This window comes from Rhizobium alarense, from assembly GCF_021555155.1.
Classification (GTDB): Bacteria; Pseudomonadota; Alphaproteobacteria; order Rhizobiales; family Rhizobiaceae; genus Rhizobium_D; species Rhizobium_D alarense.
Genome location: NZ_JAKGBU010000013.1, coordinates 26,385 through 44,505, shown reverse-complemented (window position 1 = coordinate 44,505; position 18,121 = coordinate 26,385). Strand labels below are relative to the sequence as shown.

Genomic DNA, 18,121 nt, shown 5'->3' with positions numbered 1-18,121 from the left:
GAAACAGAGTAGGTGATAGGATGTCGCTTTCAGCAGCAATGAAGACTGCGCAGTCGAATTTCACCAACACGGCCACCCAGACGGCGGTCGCGTCGAAGAACGTTTCGAATGCAAGCGACACCAACTACTCGCGCCGGGCGGCCATCCTCGCGACGGCCGCCAGCGGTGCCATCGTTGTCGAGACCCAGCGCGCGCAGAACGCCGCATTGCAGAAGCAGAACCTGCTCAGCATCTCGAAATCCTCCGCCCAGGACACCACGCTGGCGGGGCTCGAACGCCTCAAGACGTTGTTTGGCGGTGACGAATACGAACTGGCGCCCTCCACCTACATCGCCCAGCTGCGCGACAACCTCCAGACCTTTGCCGACAAGCCGAGCGAGGCTTCGCTGGCGGAGACCGTCATCGCGAACGCCACCGATGTCGCGAATTCGCTGAACAGCGCCACGAAAGAAGTGCAGAAGCTGCGCGCCGAGGCGGATGCCGACATCGCGGATGCCGTCGATGAGCTCAACCGCCTGCTTGGTGAATTCAAGACATACAACGACCAGGTGGTCTCGGGTACCGCATCCGGAAGCGATGTCAACGATGCGCTCGATCAGCGCGACAAGCTGCTGAGCGAGATTTCCGCAATCGTCGGCATCAGTGTCGTGACCCGGACCAACAACGACATCGCGCTCTACACGAGCGACGGGACGGTGCTGTTCGAGACGCTTCCGCGCGAGGTGTCCTTCTCGCAAACCATGACCTACGACGCGACGGTCGACGGTCTCCCCGTCCTTATCGACGGTGTCGAAATCGAGGCCGGAAGCGGCGGCAATTCCAGCGCCCGGGGCTCGATCGCCGCGCTTCTGCAGATTCGCGACGACATCGCGCCGACCTACCAGGCCCAGATCGACGAAATTGCGCGCGGTCTGATCACCATGTTCGAAGATGACGGCATGCCCGGCCTCTTCACCTGGATGGACGGCGCCACGCAGTCGACCGTCGTCCCGGCCGCGCTCGAGCCCGGTCTCGCTGGCAGCATCATGGTCAATCCGGCCCTGATCACCGCCGAGGGCGGAGACCCGATGCTGCTGCGCGACGGCGTCAATCTCGACCAGAACCCGGACGACTACGCGAGCTTCTCGGACGTGCTCGACGGATATGCCGCAGCATTCGAAACCGAGATGACTTTCGACGTGACGAGCGGTCTCGACACGTCGCTGAGCGTCCTTGAATTTTCGACGGCTTCGGTCGGCTGGGTCGAGCAGCTTCGCAGCGCGGCGACCACGGCGAGCAGCGACAAGACGGCGCTGCTCAACCGGACGCAGGAGGCCCTGCAGAACGTCACGTCGGTCAGCCTCGATGAGGAACTGGCGCTGCTGCTCGATCTCGAGCAGTCCTACAAGGCATCTGCCAAACTGGTCGCGGCGGTCGATGAAATGATGGCCGCGCTCCTCGAAGCCGCAGGATAACAAGTTATGAAGACTTCGTTCGTTTCGAACCTGTCGATGCAGAACACGATGACGCAGGCCATCGCCAAGGCGCAGCAGGAGCTGGTGCGCCTGAACGAGGAGCTGGTCACGGAACGTCATGCCGACGTCGGCACGGTGCTCGGCGCAAAGACCGCACGCACGCTCAACCTGCATCGCGACCTGCAGCGGCTCGAGTCCCTGTCGAGCACCAACGCGCTCACCACCCAGCGCCTGGCCGCCTCGCAGGAAGCGCTCGGCCTGATGTCGGAAGCTGCCAATTCCGCGATGGAAACCATCATCGCGCTCTCCGGCACCGACTCTCAGGACCAGCTCGATCTCGCCAAGGACAGTTTTGCGGACGCAATATCGCTCTTTACCGCTTCGGCAAACACGTCGTTCAGCGGTGAATATCTCTTCGCCGGCATCAATTCGGACATTGTGCCGATCAACGACTACATGGCGACCGGTTCGACCGCGAAAGACGCCTTCGACGCGGCTTTCCTCGCCACCTTCGGCTTCGCGCAGGACGACGCCCAGACGGCAGACATCACGGAGGCCGATATGACGGCCTTCATCGCCGATCTCGAAACGTCGTTCCTCGGCGCCGACTGGAACACCAACTGGTCCAACGCGTCCGACGAGAACATGACGAGCCGGATCAGCAATACGGAGGTCATCCAGAGCTCCACGAACAGCAATGTCGAAGGCATGCGCAAGTTCGCACTCGGCGCGGTCATCGGTTACGAACTGCTCAATCTGGATCTCTCGGACGAGACGCGTACCGTGGTGAGCGATTCGGCGCTCGACTATATCGGGCAGTCCGTCAGCGGCATCGATTCCGAGCGCAGCACGCTCGGCATATCGGAGGCGCGGGTGACGGAGGCCAATGTGTCGCTCGATGCCCAGATCACGATCCTGACCACGAGCATCAACAATCTCGAAGCCGTCGACACGTCGGAAACGGCAGTCCGGATCACGACGCTCGAAAGCCAGCTTTCACTCGCCTACACGCTCACGTCGCGTATCCAGAACATGAGCTTGATCAACTACCTCTGATTATCGGGGGCGCGGACAAACATGAAGGGTGTCTGAATGTACCAGTTCTCATACGTCGAGATCATGGAGGACGGCGTAGCCACGTCCAGGGACAGGGAGAGACAGGTTCTCGACCGGTCGGTAGCGCTGCTGGAGACGGCGAAGCGCTGCGAGACCTACGGAAAGGAAGCGATCGAGGCAGTCTATTTCACGCGTCGCCTCTGGATCCGCTTTATCGAGGATCTCGGCGACCCGGAAAACCAGCTGGACGGGGAACTGCGCGCCAATCTGATCTCCATCGCGATCTGGATACTGGGAGAGACGGAGCGGATCCGAAAGCGCGAGTCCGACAACTTCCAGGGGATCATCGACATAACAACCATCATCAGGGATGGCATAAAATGAAAAGCACGTTGCGTATTTCACTCAAGTCCGGTGAGCGCATCTTCGTCAACGGCGCCGTTCTGCGCGTCGATCGCAAGGTCGCTCTGGAGTTCCTGAACGACGTGACGTTCCTTCTGGAAAACCATGTCCTGCAGCCGGAACAGGCGACGACGCCGCTGCGGCAGCTTTATTTCATCGCCCAGATGATTCTCATCAATCCCGAAGGCGCCAAGCAGTCGACGGCGATGTTCCGCAAGTCGATCATCATGCTCCTGAGCTGCTTCAAGAACGAAGAGGTGCTCTCGGAACTGAAGCGCATCGACGGGCTGGTCACGCAGGGACGTGCCTTCGAGGCGCTGAAGGCGATCCGCGGCCTCTATCCGCTTGAGGACCAGATTTTGAACAACCGCGAAATGACGCCGGCGACGGTCGAGCACATTCGCAAGGAGATTGCCCGATGGTAACCCCGGTTTCGGCCACATCCACGACGACCACCTCCAGCTACACGCCCACCGTCACGGCGACCGAGTCGTCGACAGATGCGGCGGATGCGACGCTGAACTACGAGAGCTTCCTGCAGCTCTTCGTCGCTCAGCTCCAGAACCAGGATCCGACCGAGCCGATGGACGCGACGGAGCAGATGGCGCAGCTTGCGACCTTCTCCCAGGTCGAGCAGACCATCAAGACGAACAGCAATCTCGAAAGCCTTCTGCAGCGGACGTCGCTTCAGGAAGCGAATTCCGTCATCGGCCGCACGGTCACCAGCGAAGACGGCGAGATTACTGGTGTGGTCACGGAAGTCACGCTATACACCGACGGTATCGTCGCGACCCTTGATTCGGGCGAGGAGCTGGTGATCGGCCCCGGCGTGGTGGTGAGCGATACGACCACAGACGAGACGACTGAGACGACGGCAGACGAGAGCTGACGTCCAAACCGCACTCATGAAGAGTGAACGTGGATGAATGAGGCAGACGCCCTCGACATAGCGCAGGCGGCGATCTGGACGGTGATCGTCGCTTCCGGACCGGCTGTGCTGGCGGCGATGATCGTTGGCGTAACGATCGCCTTCATCCAGGCCCTGACCCAGGTACAGGAAATCACGCTCACCTTCGTACCGAAGATCCTCGCCATCATGGTGACGGTGGCGATTTCCGCGCCCTTCATCGGCGCGCAGATCTCGATCTTCACCAATATCGTCTTCTCCCGAATAGAGTCCGGCTTCTGACGCGCGGCGGGCCATGCCATCCTCGCACAAGTTTCGCGCGCTAGAACCGGTCCGCACTGTGGCCGGATCCTGACCGGGGCGGCCCCTCTCATGACGAGACGGGAAAGAAGATGGCGCAAGTACCTGTTCTGACTATTCCGAAGGTTGCCCCGAGCATGCGCGACATCGCGTTCGCGCTCGGCATCGTACTCATCCTGTCGATTCTGTTCCTGCCCATTCCGGTGTTCCTCATCGACATGGGCCTCGCATTCTCCATCGCCTTCTCGGTTCTGATCCTGATGGTGGCGCTCTGGATCCAGCGTCCGCTCGACTTCTCGTCCTTCCCGACCATCCTGCTGATCGCGACGATGATCCGCCTGTCGCTCAACATCGCGACGACGCGCGTCATCCTTTCGCACGGGCATCAGGGCCACGATGCGGCGGGCGGCGTCATTGCCGGCTTCGCCAACCTCGTCATGTCCGGCGATTTCGTGATCGGCCTGATCGTGTTCCTCATCCTCATCACCGTGAACTTCATCGTGATCACCAAAGGTGCCACGCGTATCGCCGAAGTGGGCGCGCGCTTCACCCTCGACGCCATCCCCGGCAAGCAGATGTCGATCGATGCCGACCTCTCGGCGGGCCTGATCAACGAACAGGAGGCGCAGCGCCGCCGCCGGGAACTGGAGGACGAAAGCTCGTTCTTCGGCTCAATGGACGGTGCGTCGAAATTCGTGCGCGGCGATGCGATCGCCGGCCTCATCATCACCGCCATCAACGTCTTCGGCGGCATCATCATCGGCTATTTCCGCCATGGCATGGAGGTCGGCGAGGCGGCCGACGTGTTCGTCAAGCTGTCGGTCGGCGACGGTGTGGTCTCGCAGATCCCGGCCCTGATCGTCTCGCTCGCCGCCGGCCTGCTCGTCTCGCGTGGCAGCGCGCCGGGTTCGACCGACCAGGCGGTCGTCAACCAACTGAGCGGTTATCCCCGCGCCCTGATGGTCGCTGCGGGCCTGATGTTCCTGCTGGCGATCATGCCTGGACTTCCCTTCATTCCCTTCATGGTGCTCGGCGGCGTCATGGCCTTCGGCGGCTGGATCATCCCGCGGCGCATCGAGGAAGAGAACCGCATCAAGCGGGAACAGGAACTGCAGAAGGCGCAGCAGACCAAGGACCAGGACAAGGATTCGGTCAAGTCCGTCCTCAAGACGGCCGAAATCGAACTGCTGCTCGGCAAGCAGGTCTCCACGCGGCTTCTCGGCGCGCACCAGGAACTGGCCTTCCGTGTCGGCAAGATGCGCAAGAAATTCGCGGTCCAGTACGGCTTCGTGGTTCCGGAGATCAAGGTGTCGGACGACATCAGCATTCCCGACAAGGCCTACCAGATCCGCATCCACGGCACGACGATCGCCTCCAACATCGTGCGCGTCGGCGAGGTGCTCGTCGTCACGGGCGGCGGCAGGAAGCCGAGCGTTCCGGGAGACGACATCCGCGAGCCCGCATTCGGAATGCCGGCGGTCTCGGTGCTGGAGGCCTTCGTCGACGACCTGCGCCGCGAGGGTTTCCACCCGATCGACAACGTTTCCGTCGTTCTGACCCACCTGTCGGAGGTGATCCGCAACAACCTGCCGCAGCTTCTGTCCTACAAGGACGTGAAGGTGCTGATCGAGCGCCTGGATCCGGAATACCGCAAGCTCGCCGACGAGATCTGCTCGTCGCACATGTCCTATTCCGGGCTGCAGGCCGTTCTCAAGCTGCTGCTTGCGGAGCGCGTCTCGATCCGCAACCTGCATCTCATCCTGGAAGCCGTTGCCGAACTCGCGCCGCATGTCCGCAAGACCGAGCAGATCGTCGAACATGTGCGCATCCGCATGGCACAGCAGATCTGCGGCGACCTCGCCGAAAACGGCGTCCTGCCGGTGCTCCGTCTCGGCAACAAATGGGACATGATCTTCCACCAGGCGCTGAAACGCGACGCCAAGGGCGAAGTTGTCGAATTCGACATCGATCCGCGCCAGCTCGAGGAGTTCAGCGAGCAGGCGACGAAGGTCATCCGCGAATTTCTCGATCGCGGCACGCCTTTCGTGCTGGTCACGTCGCCCGAATCCCGTTCTTATGTGCGCATGATCATCGAGCGTCTCTTCGCGACACTGCCGGTTCTCTCCCATGTCGAGCTTGCCAAGGGCATCGAGATCAAGATCCTCGGCTCGATCTCATGATCGAGGATCCGCAGGGCACGGTGCTTGCGCTCTTCGCAGCCTTCTGCCGCGTGGGCGGATGTTTCATGCTCCTGCCCGGCTTTTCGTCGGCCCGGCTGCCCATGCAGATCCGGCTGTTCCTCGCGGTTGCCATTTCGATGGCGATCCTGCCGCTTCTCTGGGATACGATCTATCCACGGGCGGCGGATCCCGTGGCGAGCTACGTTCGTCTCATCGTCTTCGAAACGCTGACGGGCGCCGTCATCGGTCTCATCGCGCGGTATTTCGTGCTCGGCCTGCAGTTCGCCGGGACCGTGCTCACCATGATGATCGGCTTCAACGCGCCGCCGTCGCCCGACGTCATCGAGGACACGGCCGAAAACCAGCTCACGAACCTCATCAGCTTCGCGGCGCTGATGGTCCTGTTCCTGCTTGATTTCCATCATGTGATCCTGCGCGCGCTCGTCGAGTCCTACACGACGATGCCGCTCGGTGCGGGCTTCAATCCGCAGGGTGCGCTCATCACGCTTGCCGATACGCTGAAGCAGACCTTCGACATCATGCTGAGGCTCGCCAGTCCCTTCATCGTCTACGGCCTGCTTTTCAACATCGCCGTCGGCCTCGTCAACAAGCTGGCGCCGCAGATTCCGATCTACTTCATCTCGCTGCCCTTCCTCATCTGCGGCGGCCTGTTCCTCGTCTATTTCGGCATCTCGTCGATGCTCGAAATCTTCGCCGCCGCGTTCATTCCGGTTTTCGAGGGCCGCTGACGGGTCGCTCAAGGAGAAGCAAGGCCATGAAATCCCGCTCGGAAAAGCTCAAGCGCCTCGTCGCCGTCCAGCGCCATCTGGAGCAGATGGCGGAGATCGACCTCGCCACGACGACCCAGCAGCGCCAGGAGGTCGCGGAAACCATGGATGTCATGGCGGGGGCGATCAATTCGCTCGATCCGCTGCACCGGACCTTTTCCCATATCTACTCTGCCCAGATCGGCAAGCTGCGGCAGAAGGACACGATGCTGGCGGGTGTGCAGCAGATGCACGAGATGCGCGTGCTTCGCGAGCGCACGAAAGGCGATCGGCTGGAGGAGCACATGCAGGACGCCCGCGCGACCGAAGACCGCGACCGCGAGGACGCGGCCCTCTACGACCTCATCGATCAGCGCATCGCCAGCGGAACCGACGAGTAGATGTGCAGGCCGCGCCGAGCTCGGCCTTCATGAGTGCATGATATGGCACCAGCCTCCCGTAAGGTTGAACAGCGATAGTCCAAACCACGACGAAGATGAAAGTCTGTCGAAGCCAGTGAATGAAGCGGCTTGACGACGCCCGCGGAATTTCGTGGCGGACAGGCGGGTTCGGAGGGAATTGGACGGCATTCGCCATGACGGCGCAGGCAGTCATACGGTCTATCCGAGAGGCGAACAGACGTGGCAATCTCACCCCCCAGCGACCTGGTGCTCGATGTCGTGCGGGCCGCCGATCCTGCATCGGTGCAGGAAGCCCAGGCGAAGCTCAAGTCGAACAGGGCCACCTTCGAGGCAACCAGTCTCGCCGAGGCCGGCAGCGGCTTTAACGCGGCGGTCGGCATCCTCAGCCGTGACAGTGCGACGTCCTCCGCATCGGCGGAGACGAAAGCGGTCGGCAGCAAGGCGATCCCGGAAACCTACCGCAAGTTCGAGGCGATGGTGCTGCAGAACTTCGTCAAGTCGATGCTGCCTGCCGATAGCGAAGAACTCTACGGCAAGGGCACGGCGGGCGAGATGTGGCGCAGCATGATGGCCGACCAGATCGGTGACGTCATCTCGCGCCGCGGAGGCGTCGGCATCGCGTCAACGCTGATGAAGGACGTCGACCTCGACACGTCTTCGCGCGGGACGGTCACCGACAAGGGCAATGCGTCGAACGCCTCCTCTGCCATGGTGCAGGAGCTGCAGCGCGAGACCTTTGCCGACCTGACCCCCGGCATCGACAGCAACAAGAAGTCCTGAAGCAAGGAAACAATCCATGGACATAGCAACGACCGATCTGCGCCTTCGTACGGTTCTCGGGCGCCTTGAGGCGATCATCGATATGGAGAACAGCCGTATCGGCCGCGACCCGAACTTCGATCTGCAGACGTCGAATGCACACAAGAGCCGTTGCCTCTATGAACTGGCGATGCTGACGCGCGACATGCTGCCGGAGGATCTGCCGAAGGCCTTTACCGAACAGATGCGCACGGTCCGCGGCAAACTCGTCGAGAACGCGCGGCGCCTGTCCTCCCAGCTCGACGCCGTCCGCTCGGTGGTCCAGTTGCTGAAGGACGCGGTGCGTGAGCAGGAAGGTGACGGCACCTACTCGCAGGAGCAGTTCCGCATGGGGTATCAGCCGTGATCAAGCTGATCGCCACCGGGGTCTGGGTCTGCATCGTCACCCTGGCATCGGTCTATTTTTCCCTGCAGATGGCGGCCGCGCCGAAGATCGACCAGGAAGCGGCCGACCGGCAGGCGGCGCTCGAGGTCGTCAACGGCAACGTCTCGACGATACCGGTGATTGCCGACGGGGAGGTGAAGGGGCATTTCCTGGCGCGGCTGACCTATGTCGCGAACAGGGAGCTGGCGGCGAAACAAGCGGTTCCGGTGGCGCAGATGATCACGGATCAGCTCTACTCGGTGCTCATCGGCAAGAAGATGATCGATGTCGACAATCTCCAGAGCTTCGATCTCGACCTGTTCCGCAAGACGGTGAAGGACGGCCTCAACGAGCGCTTCGGCGAGGAGGTCGTCGCCGACGTGCTGGTGGAGCAGATCGATTACATCACGAAAGCCGAGGCGGTGAACGCGGCGCCCAAGCGCGGCGTCACCATCGCCAAGGGCGAGGTCGAGGCGGCCGAGCCGAGCAGCAGCGGTCACTGAGCCGTTTGCGGACCCTGCTGCCTCAGCGCGGCAGGGCCGGCGCCTGCGGCGGATCCCGGCGCGGCACGACCATGCCGCTCAGCTTGTAGCGGGCAACATGGTAGAGAAACAGCGGATTGCCGACGATATAGCGGTGCCACAGGCGGCGCGGCTCGCGTATCAGGCGGTAGAGCCATTCCAGCCGAAGCTTCCTGATCTTCAGCGGCGCACGCGGCATGTCACCTGCGACGAAGTCGAAGAGTGCGCCGACGCTCAGCACGAGCCTTGCATGGCTCGGCCCGACATGCCGGTCGATCCATTTTTCCTGCATCGGGCTGCCCATCGCGACGAGCAGGATGTCGGGAGCGATCTCGCGCACCCGTTCCATGACGGCATCCGACTGGGAGCGGTCGAAGTAACCATCGGCGACCGGGATGAAGCGATGCCACGGCGCGTGGTGCTGCAACTGCGCGGCGGCACGGTGCAGCGTGTCGCGCCTCGCGCCGATCATCGCGACCGTCATCGGCCGTTCGATATAGGTCATGAGCGCCGGCACGAAGTCGGTTCCGTTCAGGTTCGCCGGAAATTTCCGGCCGTGAAACACGATCGAGGCGATATCGACGCCCGCCCCGTCGGGGAAGACGACCTGGCGGTCGAGCACGTCGCGATAGCTGCGATCACGCAACATCAGGTTGGCGTTGTTGGCGTTCAGGAAGGCGATGACCGTCTGGCCGAAGGGCATGGTGGCGATTTCTTCGGCGAAGGTGAAGGCACTCGCCCAGTCGAGGTCGCATACGGGCACACCGAGGATGTCACGCTGCGAGGCGACGATCGGATTTCCGGAAGAGAGATTCATCGGCCCACCTCGAACAGCCGGCAGCTCAGCCCGTTCGAGGCGGTGCCACGCTCCGTCCCGTAAACATGGTCAAGATCAGTTGTGCCTGCTGCTTGCATGATTTTCCGCTGTCATGGCGTTGTTGCGAAAAGCTGTAGCAGGGACGAAAAAACAGCCGTTTAACTTAAAGGCTCAAATGCCGGCACAAGCGGCAACGCAGCGTTAACCTTGCGTGTTATGTCACATCAATCTATTGAAATAACTCCATAATTTTTGAAAGCCTCTCCCCGTGCAATGGCCGGCGGAGGAAACGGAGGCGAAAAAACACTGGTTCAAAAAGGCGCAGTCGTTTTCAGCCGTGACGGTCCGTGTGGCGCAGCCTCTCAGAGGTGAGGGGAAGTGGTGCAGCCGGCCGCCGGTCCGGCATCTTGCACTTGCAAATAATCGAATTGGACAGCATAGGGCGCTTAAAGGCCATCGGCTGCGGCGCGCGCCCGATATTGTCCGGCCGGATTTCGAGGGAGAGACACACCGTGACCATCATCATTGACGGGAAGCAGGTCGCCGCTTCCGTGATCGACGCCGTCAAGGCCGCCGCGCGCGCGCTGGAGGTCGATGCAGGCGTGAGAACCGGTCTTGCCGTCGTCATTGTCGGTGACGATCCGGCGAGTCATGCCTATGTCTCCTCGAAGAGCAGGATGGCGAAGGAATGCGGCTTCATCTCGGTCCAGCATACGCTGCCGGTCGAGACGACCCAGGAGCAACTGGCGGCGCTCGTCGAGACGTTGAACCGCGACGATACGATCCATGGCATTCTGGTGCAGCTTCCGCTGCCCAGGCATCTGAATTCGGAACCCATCATCCAGGCGATCCTGCCGGAGAAGGACGTTGACGGGCTCCATGTGGTCAATGCGGGCAAGCTCGCGACGGGGGACCTCGAAGGCGGCCTGCTCTCCTGCACGCCCGCCGGCGCCATGGTTTTCGTGCGCCGGACCCACGGTGAAGATCTTTCCGGTCTGAACGCGGTGGTGATCGGCCGCTCCAACCTGTTCGGCAAGCCGATGGCGCAGCTTCTTCTCGCCGCCAATGCGACGGTCACGACGGCCCATTCGCGCACGAAGGATTTGCCCGCCGTTTGCCGCAACGCCGATATCCTGGTTGCCGCGGTCGGCCGGCCGCAGATGGTCAAGGCGGATTGGGTAAAGCCCGGCGCGACGGTGATCGATGTCGGCATCAATCGCGTGCCGGCGCCCGACAGGGGCGAGGGCAAGTCGCGTCTTGTCGGCGACGTGGATTTCGAGGATTGCGTCAGGGTGGCGGCCGTCATCACGCCGGTGCCAGGCGGCGTCGGCCCGATGACGATCGCCATGCTGATGGCGAACACGGTGATCGCCGCCTATCGCAGCGCCGGCCGCAAGCCGCCGAAGTTCTGATTTTGCCGCGGGGGGCGCCGCGGCCGCTCCAGTCAGCGGCGGGGCGCCGGGCCCGTCGAGGCGCGCACGATCAGGTCGGTCTTCCAGAGTTCCTGCTCGGGCAGCGGTTCCTGGCCGAGGATGCGCGCGATCAGCCGCTTGGCGATGCGCGATCCGGCGGCGCGCAGCGACGAGCGCGTCGTTGTCAGCGGCACGGTGAAGTTCTCAGGGCGCAGCATCGGCAGCACGTCGTCATGCGCGATCAGTGAAATGTCCTTGCCGAGCTTCAGCCCTGCGCGGTTGACGGCGCGCACCGCGCCGAGCGCGAGCACCGTGCTCGAACACAGGACCGCCGTCGGCGGATTGTCGAGTTGCAGGAACCGCTCTACGGCGCGGAAACCATGCTCGTCCGTCATGGCGGAATGCTGCATCAGGTTCTCGGGCAGCGTCAGTCCCTTCTCCCCGAGCGCCTTCAGCGTGCCCTTCCTGCGGCGGATTGCGAAGGTGAGGTGTTCGGGCCCGTTGAGAAGTGCGATGCGGCTGTGCCCGAGTTGCACGAGCAGGCGCGTCGCATCGTAGAACGCCCCGGTATTGTCGATGTCGAGATAGGGGTAATCCGTCGGGATGCCGATCGAGCGGCCGTGCACGACGAAGGGCGTTCCGAGCGACCGCAGCATCGCGATGCGATCATCCTTTTCCCGCATATAGGCGAGGAAGACCGCGTCGATGTTGCCGCTCGCCACCAGCCGTCGGCAGGTCGCCTCCTCGTCGTCCGGGTGGCTGGGCGAGATCACGAACTGAAAATCGTATTTCACCGCCTCGTCGCCAAGGCCCGCGAGAAATTCGCCGAAATGCACGTCGGAATCGTGGCCGTCCGCCGTCGGCATGACAAGGCCGATCGAGCCTGCGCGGCCGGTCGCCAGCCGCTGTGCAGCCCGGTTCGGGCGATAGCCGGTCTTGCGCGCGGCTTCGAGCACACGCTGGCGTGTGTCGGCATTGACCTCGGGATAGCCGTTCAGCGCCCTGCTGATCGTCGTTTGAGACAGGCCCAGCAATTGGGATAATTGCTTCAGATTCACATGTTTAGCCCAGTCGATAGTCGAAGCGCTTTGAATTTCGCCGACGGTATGTGGGAAATTCTCCTCCAAAGCGCTATGATGGTCTAGCACCTGCATCTGGAGACACCAAAGCAAATTGCGTGATTTTGCGGCGCAAAATTGCGCTGCGGCGCACATGTATGCGACATTTTTCACCACAGAGGGTGATGCGGCTCTTGACGAAGGCAAGCATCTAATGGGATGAGTGTATATCCAAAGCGCTTTGAAAATAAATCGGAGGATGCCGGCAGTTTGAATGTCGGCTGCAAGGTGATGGGAGGCTAATCACGTGAGAGCGTTTCTTCTGACGACCGCCGCTGCGACGGCGCTGCTGATCGGCGGTGCGAATGCCGCGGAACTGAAGTTCAAGCCGGGCGAGGATTCCAAGTTCAATTGGGCAAGCTTCGACCAGTTCAAATCCGCCAACGACCTCAAGGGCCAGACGCTGACCATCTTCGGTCCCTGGCGCGGCGAGGACCAGGCGCTCGTCGAATCCGTGCTCGATTATTTCCGTGAGGCGACCGGCGCGGAGGTCAAATATTCCTCCTCCGAAAACTACGAGCAGCAGATCGTCATCGACACGCAGGCCGGCAGTCCGCCGGACATCGCGGTCTTGCCGCAGCCGGGCCTGATTGCCGATCTCGCCGCCAAGGGCCACCTGGTGCCGCTCGGGGACGAGACGAAGAGCTGGCTGCTCGAGAATTATGCTGCCGGCCAGTCGTGGGTGGACCTGTCCACCTACAAGGGTAAGGACGGCGCGGCGGCGCTCTATGCCTTCCCCTACAAGATCGACGTGAAGTCACTCGTATGGTACGTGCCGGAGAACTTCGAGGACGCCGGCTACGAGGTGCCGGAGACCATGGAGCAACTGAAGGCGCTGACCGAGCAGATCGTCGCCGATGGCGAGACGCCCTGGTGCATCGGGCTGGGTTCCGGCGGTGCCACCGGCTGGCCGGCGACCGACTGGGTGGAAGACCTGATGCTGCGCACCCAGACGCCCGAAACCTACGACAAGTGGGTGCGCAACGAGATCCCCTTCACCGACGCGGCCGTCGTCGGCGCGCTCGACGAATTCGGCTGGTTCGCCAAGAACGACAAGTTCGTCGATGGTGGTGCCGCGGCCGTCGCCTCGACCGACTTCCGCGACTCGCCGAAGGGCCTCTTCGCCTCGCCGCCGAAGTGCTACCTGCACCATCAGGCATCCTTCGTCCCGTCCTTCTTCCCGGAAGGCACGGTGGTCGGCCAGGACGCGGACTTCTTCTACATGCCGGCCTATGAGAACAAGCCGGATCTCGGCAAGCCGGTGCTCGGCGCCGGTACGCTGGTGATGATCACCAAGGACACGCCGGCTTCGCGCGCCTTCATCGAATTCCTCAAGACGCCGATCGCGCACGAGGTATGGATGGCGCAGTCGAGCTTCCTGACGCCCTTCAAGAGCGCCAACCCGGAGGCCTATGCCAACGCGCCGATGAAGAAGCAGGGCGAGATTCTGCTGAACTCCACCACGTTCCGCTTCGACGGCTCGGACCTCATGCCGGGCAAGATCGGCGCCGGCGCGTTCTGGACCGGCATGATCGACTTCACCGGCGGCAAGCCGGCGGCCGATGTCGGTGCCGATATCCAGAAGGCCTGGGATTCCGTCAAGTAAATCCGGACGCCGGCGGGCCTGCCCGCCGGCGTCTCCATCTCCGGCATTCGCGGTCGTGCCGGCGGACTAGTCGCTGACCGCCAACAAGATAGACGCAGCCGCACGCATTTTCCGGGGAGGACAACATGCAGCAGCTCTTGTTTGCCATCATGACAATGGTGGCCGGTGTACTGGCCTGTGCCGCCTATTTCTTCGGCACCAACTGGCTGCTCGACCGCCTCTTTCCGTCGAAGGGTCTTTCCGGAAAGAAGGCTTCGGAAAATCTTCGCATTACCAATGCGATCCGCCCGTGGCTCTTCATGGCGCCGGCGCTTGCCGCCCTGGCGATCTACCTCGTCTATCCGGTCTTCGAGTCGGTGCGTCTCAGCCTCCACGGCCGCGACGGCCGCGCATTCGTCGGCCTGAGCAACTTCGTCTGGATGTTCAACGACGGCGAATTCCGCCAGTCGATCTTCAACAACTTCCTCTGGCTGCTCGTCGTGCCCGCGTTCTCGACGTTCTTCGGCCTCGTCATCGCGGCACTGACCGATCGGATCTGGTGGGGAAACATCGCCAAGACGCTGATCTTCATGCCGATGGCGATCTCCTTCGTCGGTGCTGCGGTCATCTGGAAGTTCATCTACGACTTCCGTTCAGAGGGCAACGAGCAGATCGGCCTCCTGAACGCGATCGTCGTGGCGTTCGGCGGCACGCCCGAGGCCTGGGTCACGCTGCCGTTCTGGAACAATTTCGCTCTGATGGTCATCCTCATCTGGATCCAGACGGGTTTCGCGATGGTCATCCTCTCGGCCGCGCTGCGCGGTATCCCGGAAGAGACGATCGAGGCCGCGGTCATCGACGGTGCGAACGGCTTCCAGATCTTTTTCAAGATCATGGTGCCGCAGATCTGGGGCACGATCGCCGTCGTCTGGACGACCATCACCATCCTGGTCCTGAAGGTCTTCGACATCGTGCTCGCCATGACCAACGGTCAATGGCAGACGCAGGTTCTCGCCAACCTGATGTTCGACTGGATGTTCCGGGGCGGCGGCGACTTCGGCCGCGGTGCGGCAATTGCCGTCATCATCATGGTCCTCGTCATTCCGATCATGGTCTGGAACATCCGCAACGCGACCAAGGAAATGGAGGGCCACTGAGATGCTCGGATCATCCCGCTCACCGCTGATCTACGTCGTCCATCTCTCCGTCATCCTGCTCGTCGCGCTGTGGACTCTGCCGACGGCCGGCCTTCTCATCTCGTCGCTGCGCGACAAGGACCAACTCGCCGTCTCCGGCTGGTGGACGGCGCTTGCCACCTCCGGGCAGAACCTCGTCTTCCGTGCGCCCGCGCCGGAGGAGCAGGTCGAGCGTGACGGCAAGTTCGTGCTTTCCGGCAATATCCTGGACGGCGGCTCGGGGCAGGTCACCGCCTTCGGCTTCTCCAGCCGCGAGCCGACCGCCTTCGAGCCGGGTCAGACGGCGGAGCTGAACGACGGCGAGCGCCTGACGGTCCAGGCCGATGGCAGCTTCGAGATCGAGTCCGACGTCAAAATGGAGGGAGGCCGTGGCCAGCGCATCTTCGTGACCGCCGGCGTGCCGCCGCGCTTCACGCTGGACAACTACCGCGAAGTGCTGAATGCCGAGGGCATCGGCTCATCCTTCATCAACTCGCTGACCGTAGCGATCCCCTCCACCATCATCCCGATCCTGGTTGCCGCCTTCTGCGCCTATGCCCTGGCTTGGATGCCCTTTCCGGGCCGGGCGGTGCTGATCGCCGTCGTCGTCGGCCTGCTCGTCGTGCCGCTGCAGATGTCGCTCATCCCGCTGCTCAAGCTCTACAACGGCGTCGGGGCCTTCTTCGGCGTGCCGGCCAAGACCTATGTCGGGATCTGGATCGCGCATATGGGGTTCGGCCTGCCGCTGGCGATCTATCTCCTGCGCAACTACATGGCCGGCCTGCCGCGCGAGATCATGGAATCCGCCCGCGTCGACGGGGCGAGCGATTTCGACATTTTCGTCAAGATTATCCTGCCGCTGTCCTTCCCGGCGCTCGCCTCCTTCGCGATCTTCCAGTTCCTGTGGACCTGGAACGACCTGCTGGTCGCCATGGTCTTCCTCGGCACCGGCAATGACGAACTGGTGCTGACCGGACGCCTTGTGAACCTGCTCGGCTCGCGCGGCGGCAACTGGGAGATCCTGACGGCATCCGCCTTCATTACCATCATCGTGCCGCTCATCGTCTTCTTCAGCCTGCAGCGTTATCTCGTCAGGGGCCTGCTGGCGGGGTCGGTCAAGGGCGGCTGACGTGCTGAGACAACAGGAACAGAGAATGACGATTGCAAGCGTATCCCCCCTCTCGCCGGACAAGGACTGGTGGCGTGGCGCGGTGATCTACCAGATCTATCCGCGCTCCTTCCAGGATACGAATGGTGACGGCATCGGCGACCTGAAGGGCATTACCGAGCGCCTTTCGCATGTCGCCTCGCTCGGGGCGGATGCGATCTGGATTTCGCCGTTCTTCACGTCGCCGATGAAGGATTTCGGCTATGATGTCGCCGACTACCAGGACGTCGATCCGATTTTCGGGGGACTGGCCGATTTTGATCTGCTGATCGCCGAGGCGCACCGTCTCGGCATTCGCGTGATGATCGACCTCGTGCTGTCGCACACGTCCGACAAACATCCCTGGTTCGTCGAGAGCCGGTCGAGCCGGTCGAACCCGAAGGCGGACTGGTATGTCTGGGCGGATTCCAAGCCGGACGGCACGCCGCCCACCAACTGGCTGTCGATCTTCGGCGGTTCCGCCTGGCAATGGGATCCGACGCGCCTGCAATACTTCATGCACAACTTCCTGACCTCCCAGCCCGATCTCAACCTCCACAATCCCGAGGTTCAGGACGCGCTGCTTTCGGTCGGCCGCTTCTGGCTGGAGCGCGGCGTCGACGGCTTCCGGCTGGACACGATCAACTTCTATTTCCACGACAAGGAGCTGCGGGACAATCCGTCGCTCGCACCCGAGCGGCGCAACGCCCAGACGGCGCCGGCGGTGAACCCCTACAACTACCAGGAACATCTCTACGACAAGAACCGCCCGGAAAACCTCGACTTCCTCAAGCGTTTCCGCGCGCTGATGGAGGAGTTCCCGGCGATCGCCGCGGTCGGCGAGGTCGGCGACAGCCAGCGCGGGCTGGAGATCGCCGGCGAATACACGTCCGGCGGCGACAAGATGCACATGTGCTACGCCTTCGAGTTCCTGGCGCCTGATCCGCTGACGCCCGCCTTCATTGCGGAGACGCAGCACGCACTGGAGAAGGCCGCACCGGAAGGATGGGTCTGCTGGGCCTTCTCGAACCACGACGTGGTGCGCCACGTCAGCCGCTGGGGTCTCGGGGTTACCGATCACGATGCCCATGCGAAGCTGCTCGCAAGCCTGCTGCTCTCCCTGCGCGGTTCCGTCTGTATCTACCAGGGGGAGGAGCTGGCGCTGCCGGAGGCGGAACTCGCCTACGAGGACCTGCAGGACCCCTACGGCATTCAGTTCTGGCCGGACTTCAAGGGACGCGACGGCTGCCGCACGCCGATGGTCTGGGACCGCGCGGTGTCTGCCGGAGGGTTTTCCTCCGGCAAGCCCTGGCTGCCGGTGCCGGAGGCGCATCTCGGACGGACCGTCGCGGCACAGGAGGCGGATTCAGACTCGGTGCTGCACCACTATCGCCGCTTTCTCGCGTTCCGCAGGCAGCATCCGGCGCTCGCCAAGGGCGAGATCGCATTCGAGACTGCGGAAGGGGCGGTGCTCGCCTTCGTGCGCTCGTACGGCAACGAACGTCTCTTCTGCGCGTTCAACATGAGCCCGGTGCCGCGCGCGGTCGACCGGCCCGCAGAGCCGGTCGAGATTCTGGACGGTCACGGCTACGACAGCCGGATCGAGGGTGACAAGATCGAACTTCCGGCCTGGAGCGGGTTCTTCGCCCGCTACGCGTAACGGAAAAAGGGGAGG

At 62.6% G+C, this 18,121-nt stretch carries 19 protein-coding genes; 17 read left to right on the top strand and 2 right to left on the bottom strand.

Annotated features, from left to right (window positions below; translation table 11 throughout):
* Positions 1-20: 20 nt before the first annotated feature.
* The 12 genes from flgK (at position 21) to LXM94_RS06150 (ending at position 9,174) form a co-directional block, all read left to right on the top strand.
* Positions 21-1,454, top strand: a complete 1,434-nt coding sequence (flgK, locus tag LXM94_RS06205) for a flagellar hook-associated protein FlgK (protein WP_235770292.1) — start codon at positions 21-23, stop codon at positions 1,452-1,454.
* A 6-nt stretch (positions 1,455-1,460) separates the two neighbouring features.
* Entirely contained in the window at positions 1,461-2,510 is a 1,050-nt protein-coding gene (locus LXM94_RS06200; protein WP_235770291.1) for a flagellar hook-associated family protein, read from the top strand.
* Positions 2,511-2,546: 36 nt separating this feature from the next.
* Positions 2,547-2,894, top strand: a complete 348-nt coding sequence (flaF, locus tag LXM94_RS06195; protein WP_235770290.1) for a flagellar biosynthesis regulator FlaF — start codon at positions 2,547-2,549, stop codon at positions 2,892-2,894.
* A complete protein-coding gene (flbT, locus tag LXM94_RS06190) occupies positions 2,891-3,337 on the top strand; it encodes a flagellar biosynthesis repressor FlbT (RefSeq protein ID WP_235770289.1) in 447 nt (148 codons plus the stop codon). The genes flaF and flbT overlap by 4 nt, the downstream gene beginning before the upstream one ends.
* Entirely contained in the window at positions 3,331-3,801 is a 471-nt protein-coding gene (flgD, locus tag LXM94_RS06185; protein ID WP_235770288.1) for a flagellar hook assembly protein FlgD, read from the top strand. The genes flbT and flgD overlap by 7 nt, the downstream gene beginning before the upstream one ends.
* Positions 3,802-3,834: 33 nt before the next feature.
* Positions 3,835-4,101: a flagellar biosynthetic protein FliQ gene (locus LXM94_RS06180; RefSeq protein WP_235770287.1), complete on the top strand. Its 267-nt coding sequence runs from the start codon at positions 3,835-3,837 to the stop codon at positions 4,099-4,101.
* A 110-nt stretch (positions 4,102-4,211) separates the two neighbouring features.
* Complete coding sequence (gene flhA, locus LXM94_RS06175) at positions 4,212-6,299, top strand: flagellar biosynthesis protein FlhA (protein WP_235770286.1); 2,088 nt, start codon at positions 4,212-4,214, stop codon at positions 6,297-6,299.
* The gene (gene fliR / locus LXM94_RS06170; protein WP_235770285.1) at positions 6,296-7,048 is read left to right on the top strand and encodes a flagellar biosynthetic protein FliR; all 753 of its coding nucleotides are present in this window, start codon (positions 6,296-6,298) and stop codon (positions 7,046-7,048) included. The genes flhA and fliR overlap by 4 nt, the downstream gene beginning before the upstream one ends.
* A 26-nt stretch (positions 7,049-7,074) precedes the next feature.
* Positions 7,075-7,467: a hypothetical protein gene (locus LXM94_RS06165; protein WP_235770284.1), complete on the top strand. Its 393-nt coding sequence runs from the start codon at positions 7,075-7,077 to the stop codon at positions 7,465-7,467.
* Between the two features lie 240 nt (positions 7,468-7,707).
* Positions 7,708-8,268 carry a rod-binding protein gene (locus tag LXM94_RS06160; protein ID WP_235770283.1) on the top strand — a complete coding sequence of 187 codons (561 nt, stop codon included), beginning with the start codon at positions 7,708-7,710 and terminating at the stop codon, positions 8,266-8,268.
* 16 nt (positions 8,269-8,284) lie between these two features.
* Positions 8,285-8,653, top strand: a complete 369-nt coding sequence (locus tag LXM94_RS06155) for a hypothetical protein (protein WP_235770282.1) — start codon at positions 8,285-8,287, stop codon at positions 8,651-8,653.
* The gene (locus LXM94_RS06150; protein WP_235770281.1) at positions 8,650-9,174 is read left to right on the top strand and encodes a hypothetical protein; all 525 of its coding nucleotides are present in this window, start codon (positions 8,650-8,652) and stop codon (positions 9,172-9,174) included. The genes LXM94_RS06155 and LXM94_RS06150 overlap by 4 nt, the downstream gene beginning before the upstream one ends.
* Positions 9,175-9,196: 22 nt before the next feature.
* Here the strand turns inward: LXM94_RS06150 and LXM94_RS06145 are convergent, their stop codons facing one another.
* Complete coding sequence (locus LXM94_RS06145) at positions 9,197-10,009, bottom strand: WecB/TagA/CpsF family glycosyltransferase (RefSeq protein WP_235770280.1); 813 nt, start codon at positions 10,007-10,009, stop codon at positions 9,197-9,199.
* A 512-nt stretch (positions 10,010-10,521) separates the two neighbouring features.
* Here LXM94_RS06145 and folD point away from each other — a divergent pair.
* Positions 10,522-11,421, top strand: a complete 900-nt coding sequence (folD, locus tag LXM94_RS06140) for a bifunctional methylenetetrahydrofolate dehydrogenase/methenyltetrahydrofolate cyclohydrolase FolD (protein WP_235770279.1) — start codon at positions 10,522-10,524, stop codon at positions 11,419-11,421.
* 32 nt (positions 11,422-11,453) lie between these two features.
* On the opposite strand, the gene LXM94_RS06135 is transcribed toward folD, so the two are convergent.
* Entirely contained in the window at positions 11,454-12,479 is a 1,026-nt protein-coding gene (locus LXM94_RS06135; protein ID WP_235770278.1) for a LacI family DNA-binding transcriptional regulator, read from the bottom strand.
* 307 nt (positions 12,480-12,786) lie between these two features.
* On the opposite strand from LXM94_RS06135, the gene LXM94_RS06130 reads away from it, so the two are divergent.
* The 4 genes from LXM94_RS06130 (at position 12,787) to bglA (ending at position 18,106) form a co-directional block, all read left to right on the top strand.
* Positions 12,787-14,145: an ABC transporter substrate-binding protein gene (locus LXM94_RS06130; RefSeq protein WP_235770277.1), complete on the top strand. Its 1,359-nt coding sequence runs from the start codon at positions 12,787-12,789 to the stop codon at positions 14,143-14,145.
* Between the two features lie 125 nt (positions 14,146-14,270).
* Positions 14,271-15,281: a carbohydrate ABC transporter permease gene (locus LXM94_RS06125; protein ID WP_235770276.1), complete on the top strand. Its 1,011-nt coding sequence runs from the start codon at positions 14,271-14,273 to the stop codon at positions 15,279-15,281.
* Between the two features lies 1 nt (position 15,282).
* The gene (locus LXM94_RS06120; RefSeq protein WP_235770275.1) at positions 15,283-16,428 is read left to right on the top strand and encodes a carbohydrate ABC transporter permease; all 1,146 of its coding nucleotides are present in this window, start codon (positions 15,283-15,285) and stop codon (positions 16,426-16,428) included.
* A 25-nt stretch (positions 16,429-16,453) separates the two neighbouring features.
* Positions 16,454-18,106, top strand: coding sequence for a beta-galactosidase BglA (bglA, locus tag LXM94_RS06115; protein WP_235770274.1), 1,653 nt, complete (start codon positions 16,454-16,456; stop codon positions 18,104-18,106).
* The last annotated feature ends 15 nt before the right edge of the window (positions 18,107-18,121 follow it).

Coding starts and splice junctions, on each gene's coding strand:
- LXM94_RS06145 (WP_235770280.1), bottom strand. CDS start 10,009: ATGAATCTCTCTTCCGGAAATCCGATCGTCGCCTCGCAGCGTGACATC.
- LXM94_RS06120 (WP_235770275.1), top strand. CDS start 15,283: ATGCTCGGATCATCCCGCTCACCGCTGATCTACGTCGTCCATCTCTCC.
- flbT (WP_235770289.1), top strand. CDS start 2,891: ATGAAAAGCACGTTGCGTATTTCACTCAAGTCCGGTGAGCGCATCTTC.
- LXM94_RS06155 (WP_235770282.1), top strand. CDS start 8,285: ATGGACATAGCAACGACCGATCTGCGCCTTCGTACGGTTCTCGGGCGC.
- LXM94_RS06165 (WP_235770284.1), top strand. CDS start 7,075: ATGAAATCCCGCTCGGAAAAGCTCAAGCGCCTCGTCGCCGTCCAGCGC.
- flgK (WP_235770292.1), top strand. CDS start 21: ATGTCGCTTTCAGCAGCAATGAAGACTGCGCAGTCGAATTTCACCAAC.
- flgD (WP_235770288.1), top strand. CDS start 3,331: ATGGTAACCCCGGTTTCGGCCACATCCACGACGACCACCTCCAGCTAC.
- LXM94_RS06180 (WP_235770287.1), top strand. CDS start 3,835: ATGAATGAGGCAGACGCCCTCGACATAGCGCAGGCGGCGATCTGGACG.
- flaF (WP_235770290.1), top strand. CDS start 2,547: ATGTACCAGTTCTCATACGTCGAGATCATGGAGGACGGCGTAGCCACG.
- bglA (WP_235770274.1), top strand. CDS start 16,454: ATGACGATTGCAAGCGTATCCCCCCTCTCGCCGGACAAGGACTGGTGG.
- fliR (WP_235770285.1), top strand. CDS start 6,296: ATGATCGAGGATCCGCAGGGCACGGTGCTTGCGCTCTTCGCAGCCTTC.
- LXM94_RS06200 (WP_235770291.1), top strand. CDS start 1,461: ATGAAGACTTCGTTCGTTTCGAACCTGTCGATGCAGAACACGATGACG.
- flhA (WP_235770286.1), top strand. CDS start 4,212: ATGGCGCAAGTACCTGTTCTGACTATTCCGAAGGTTGCCCCGAGCATG.
- LXM94_RS06125 (WP_235770276.1), top strand. CDS start 14,271: ATGCAGCAGCTCTTGTTTGCCATCATGACAATGGTGGCCGGTGTACTG.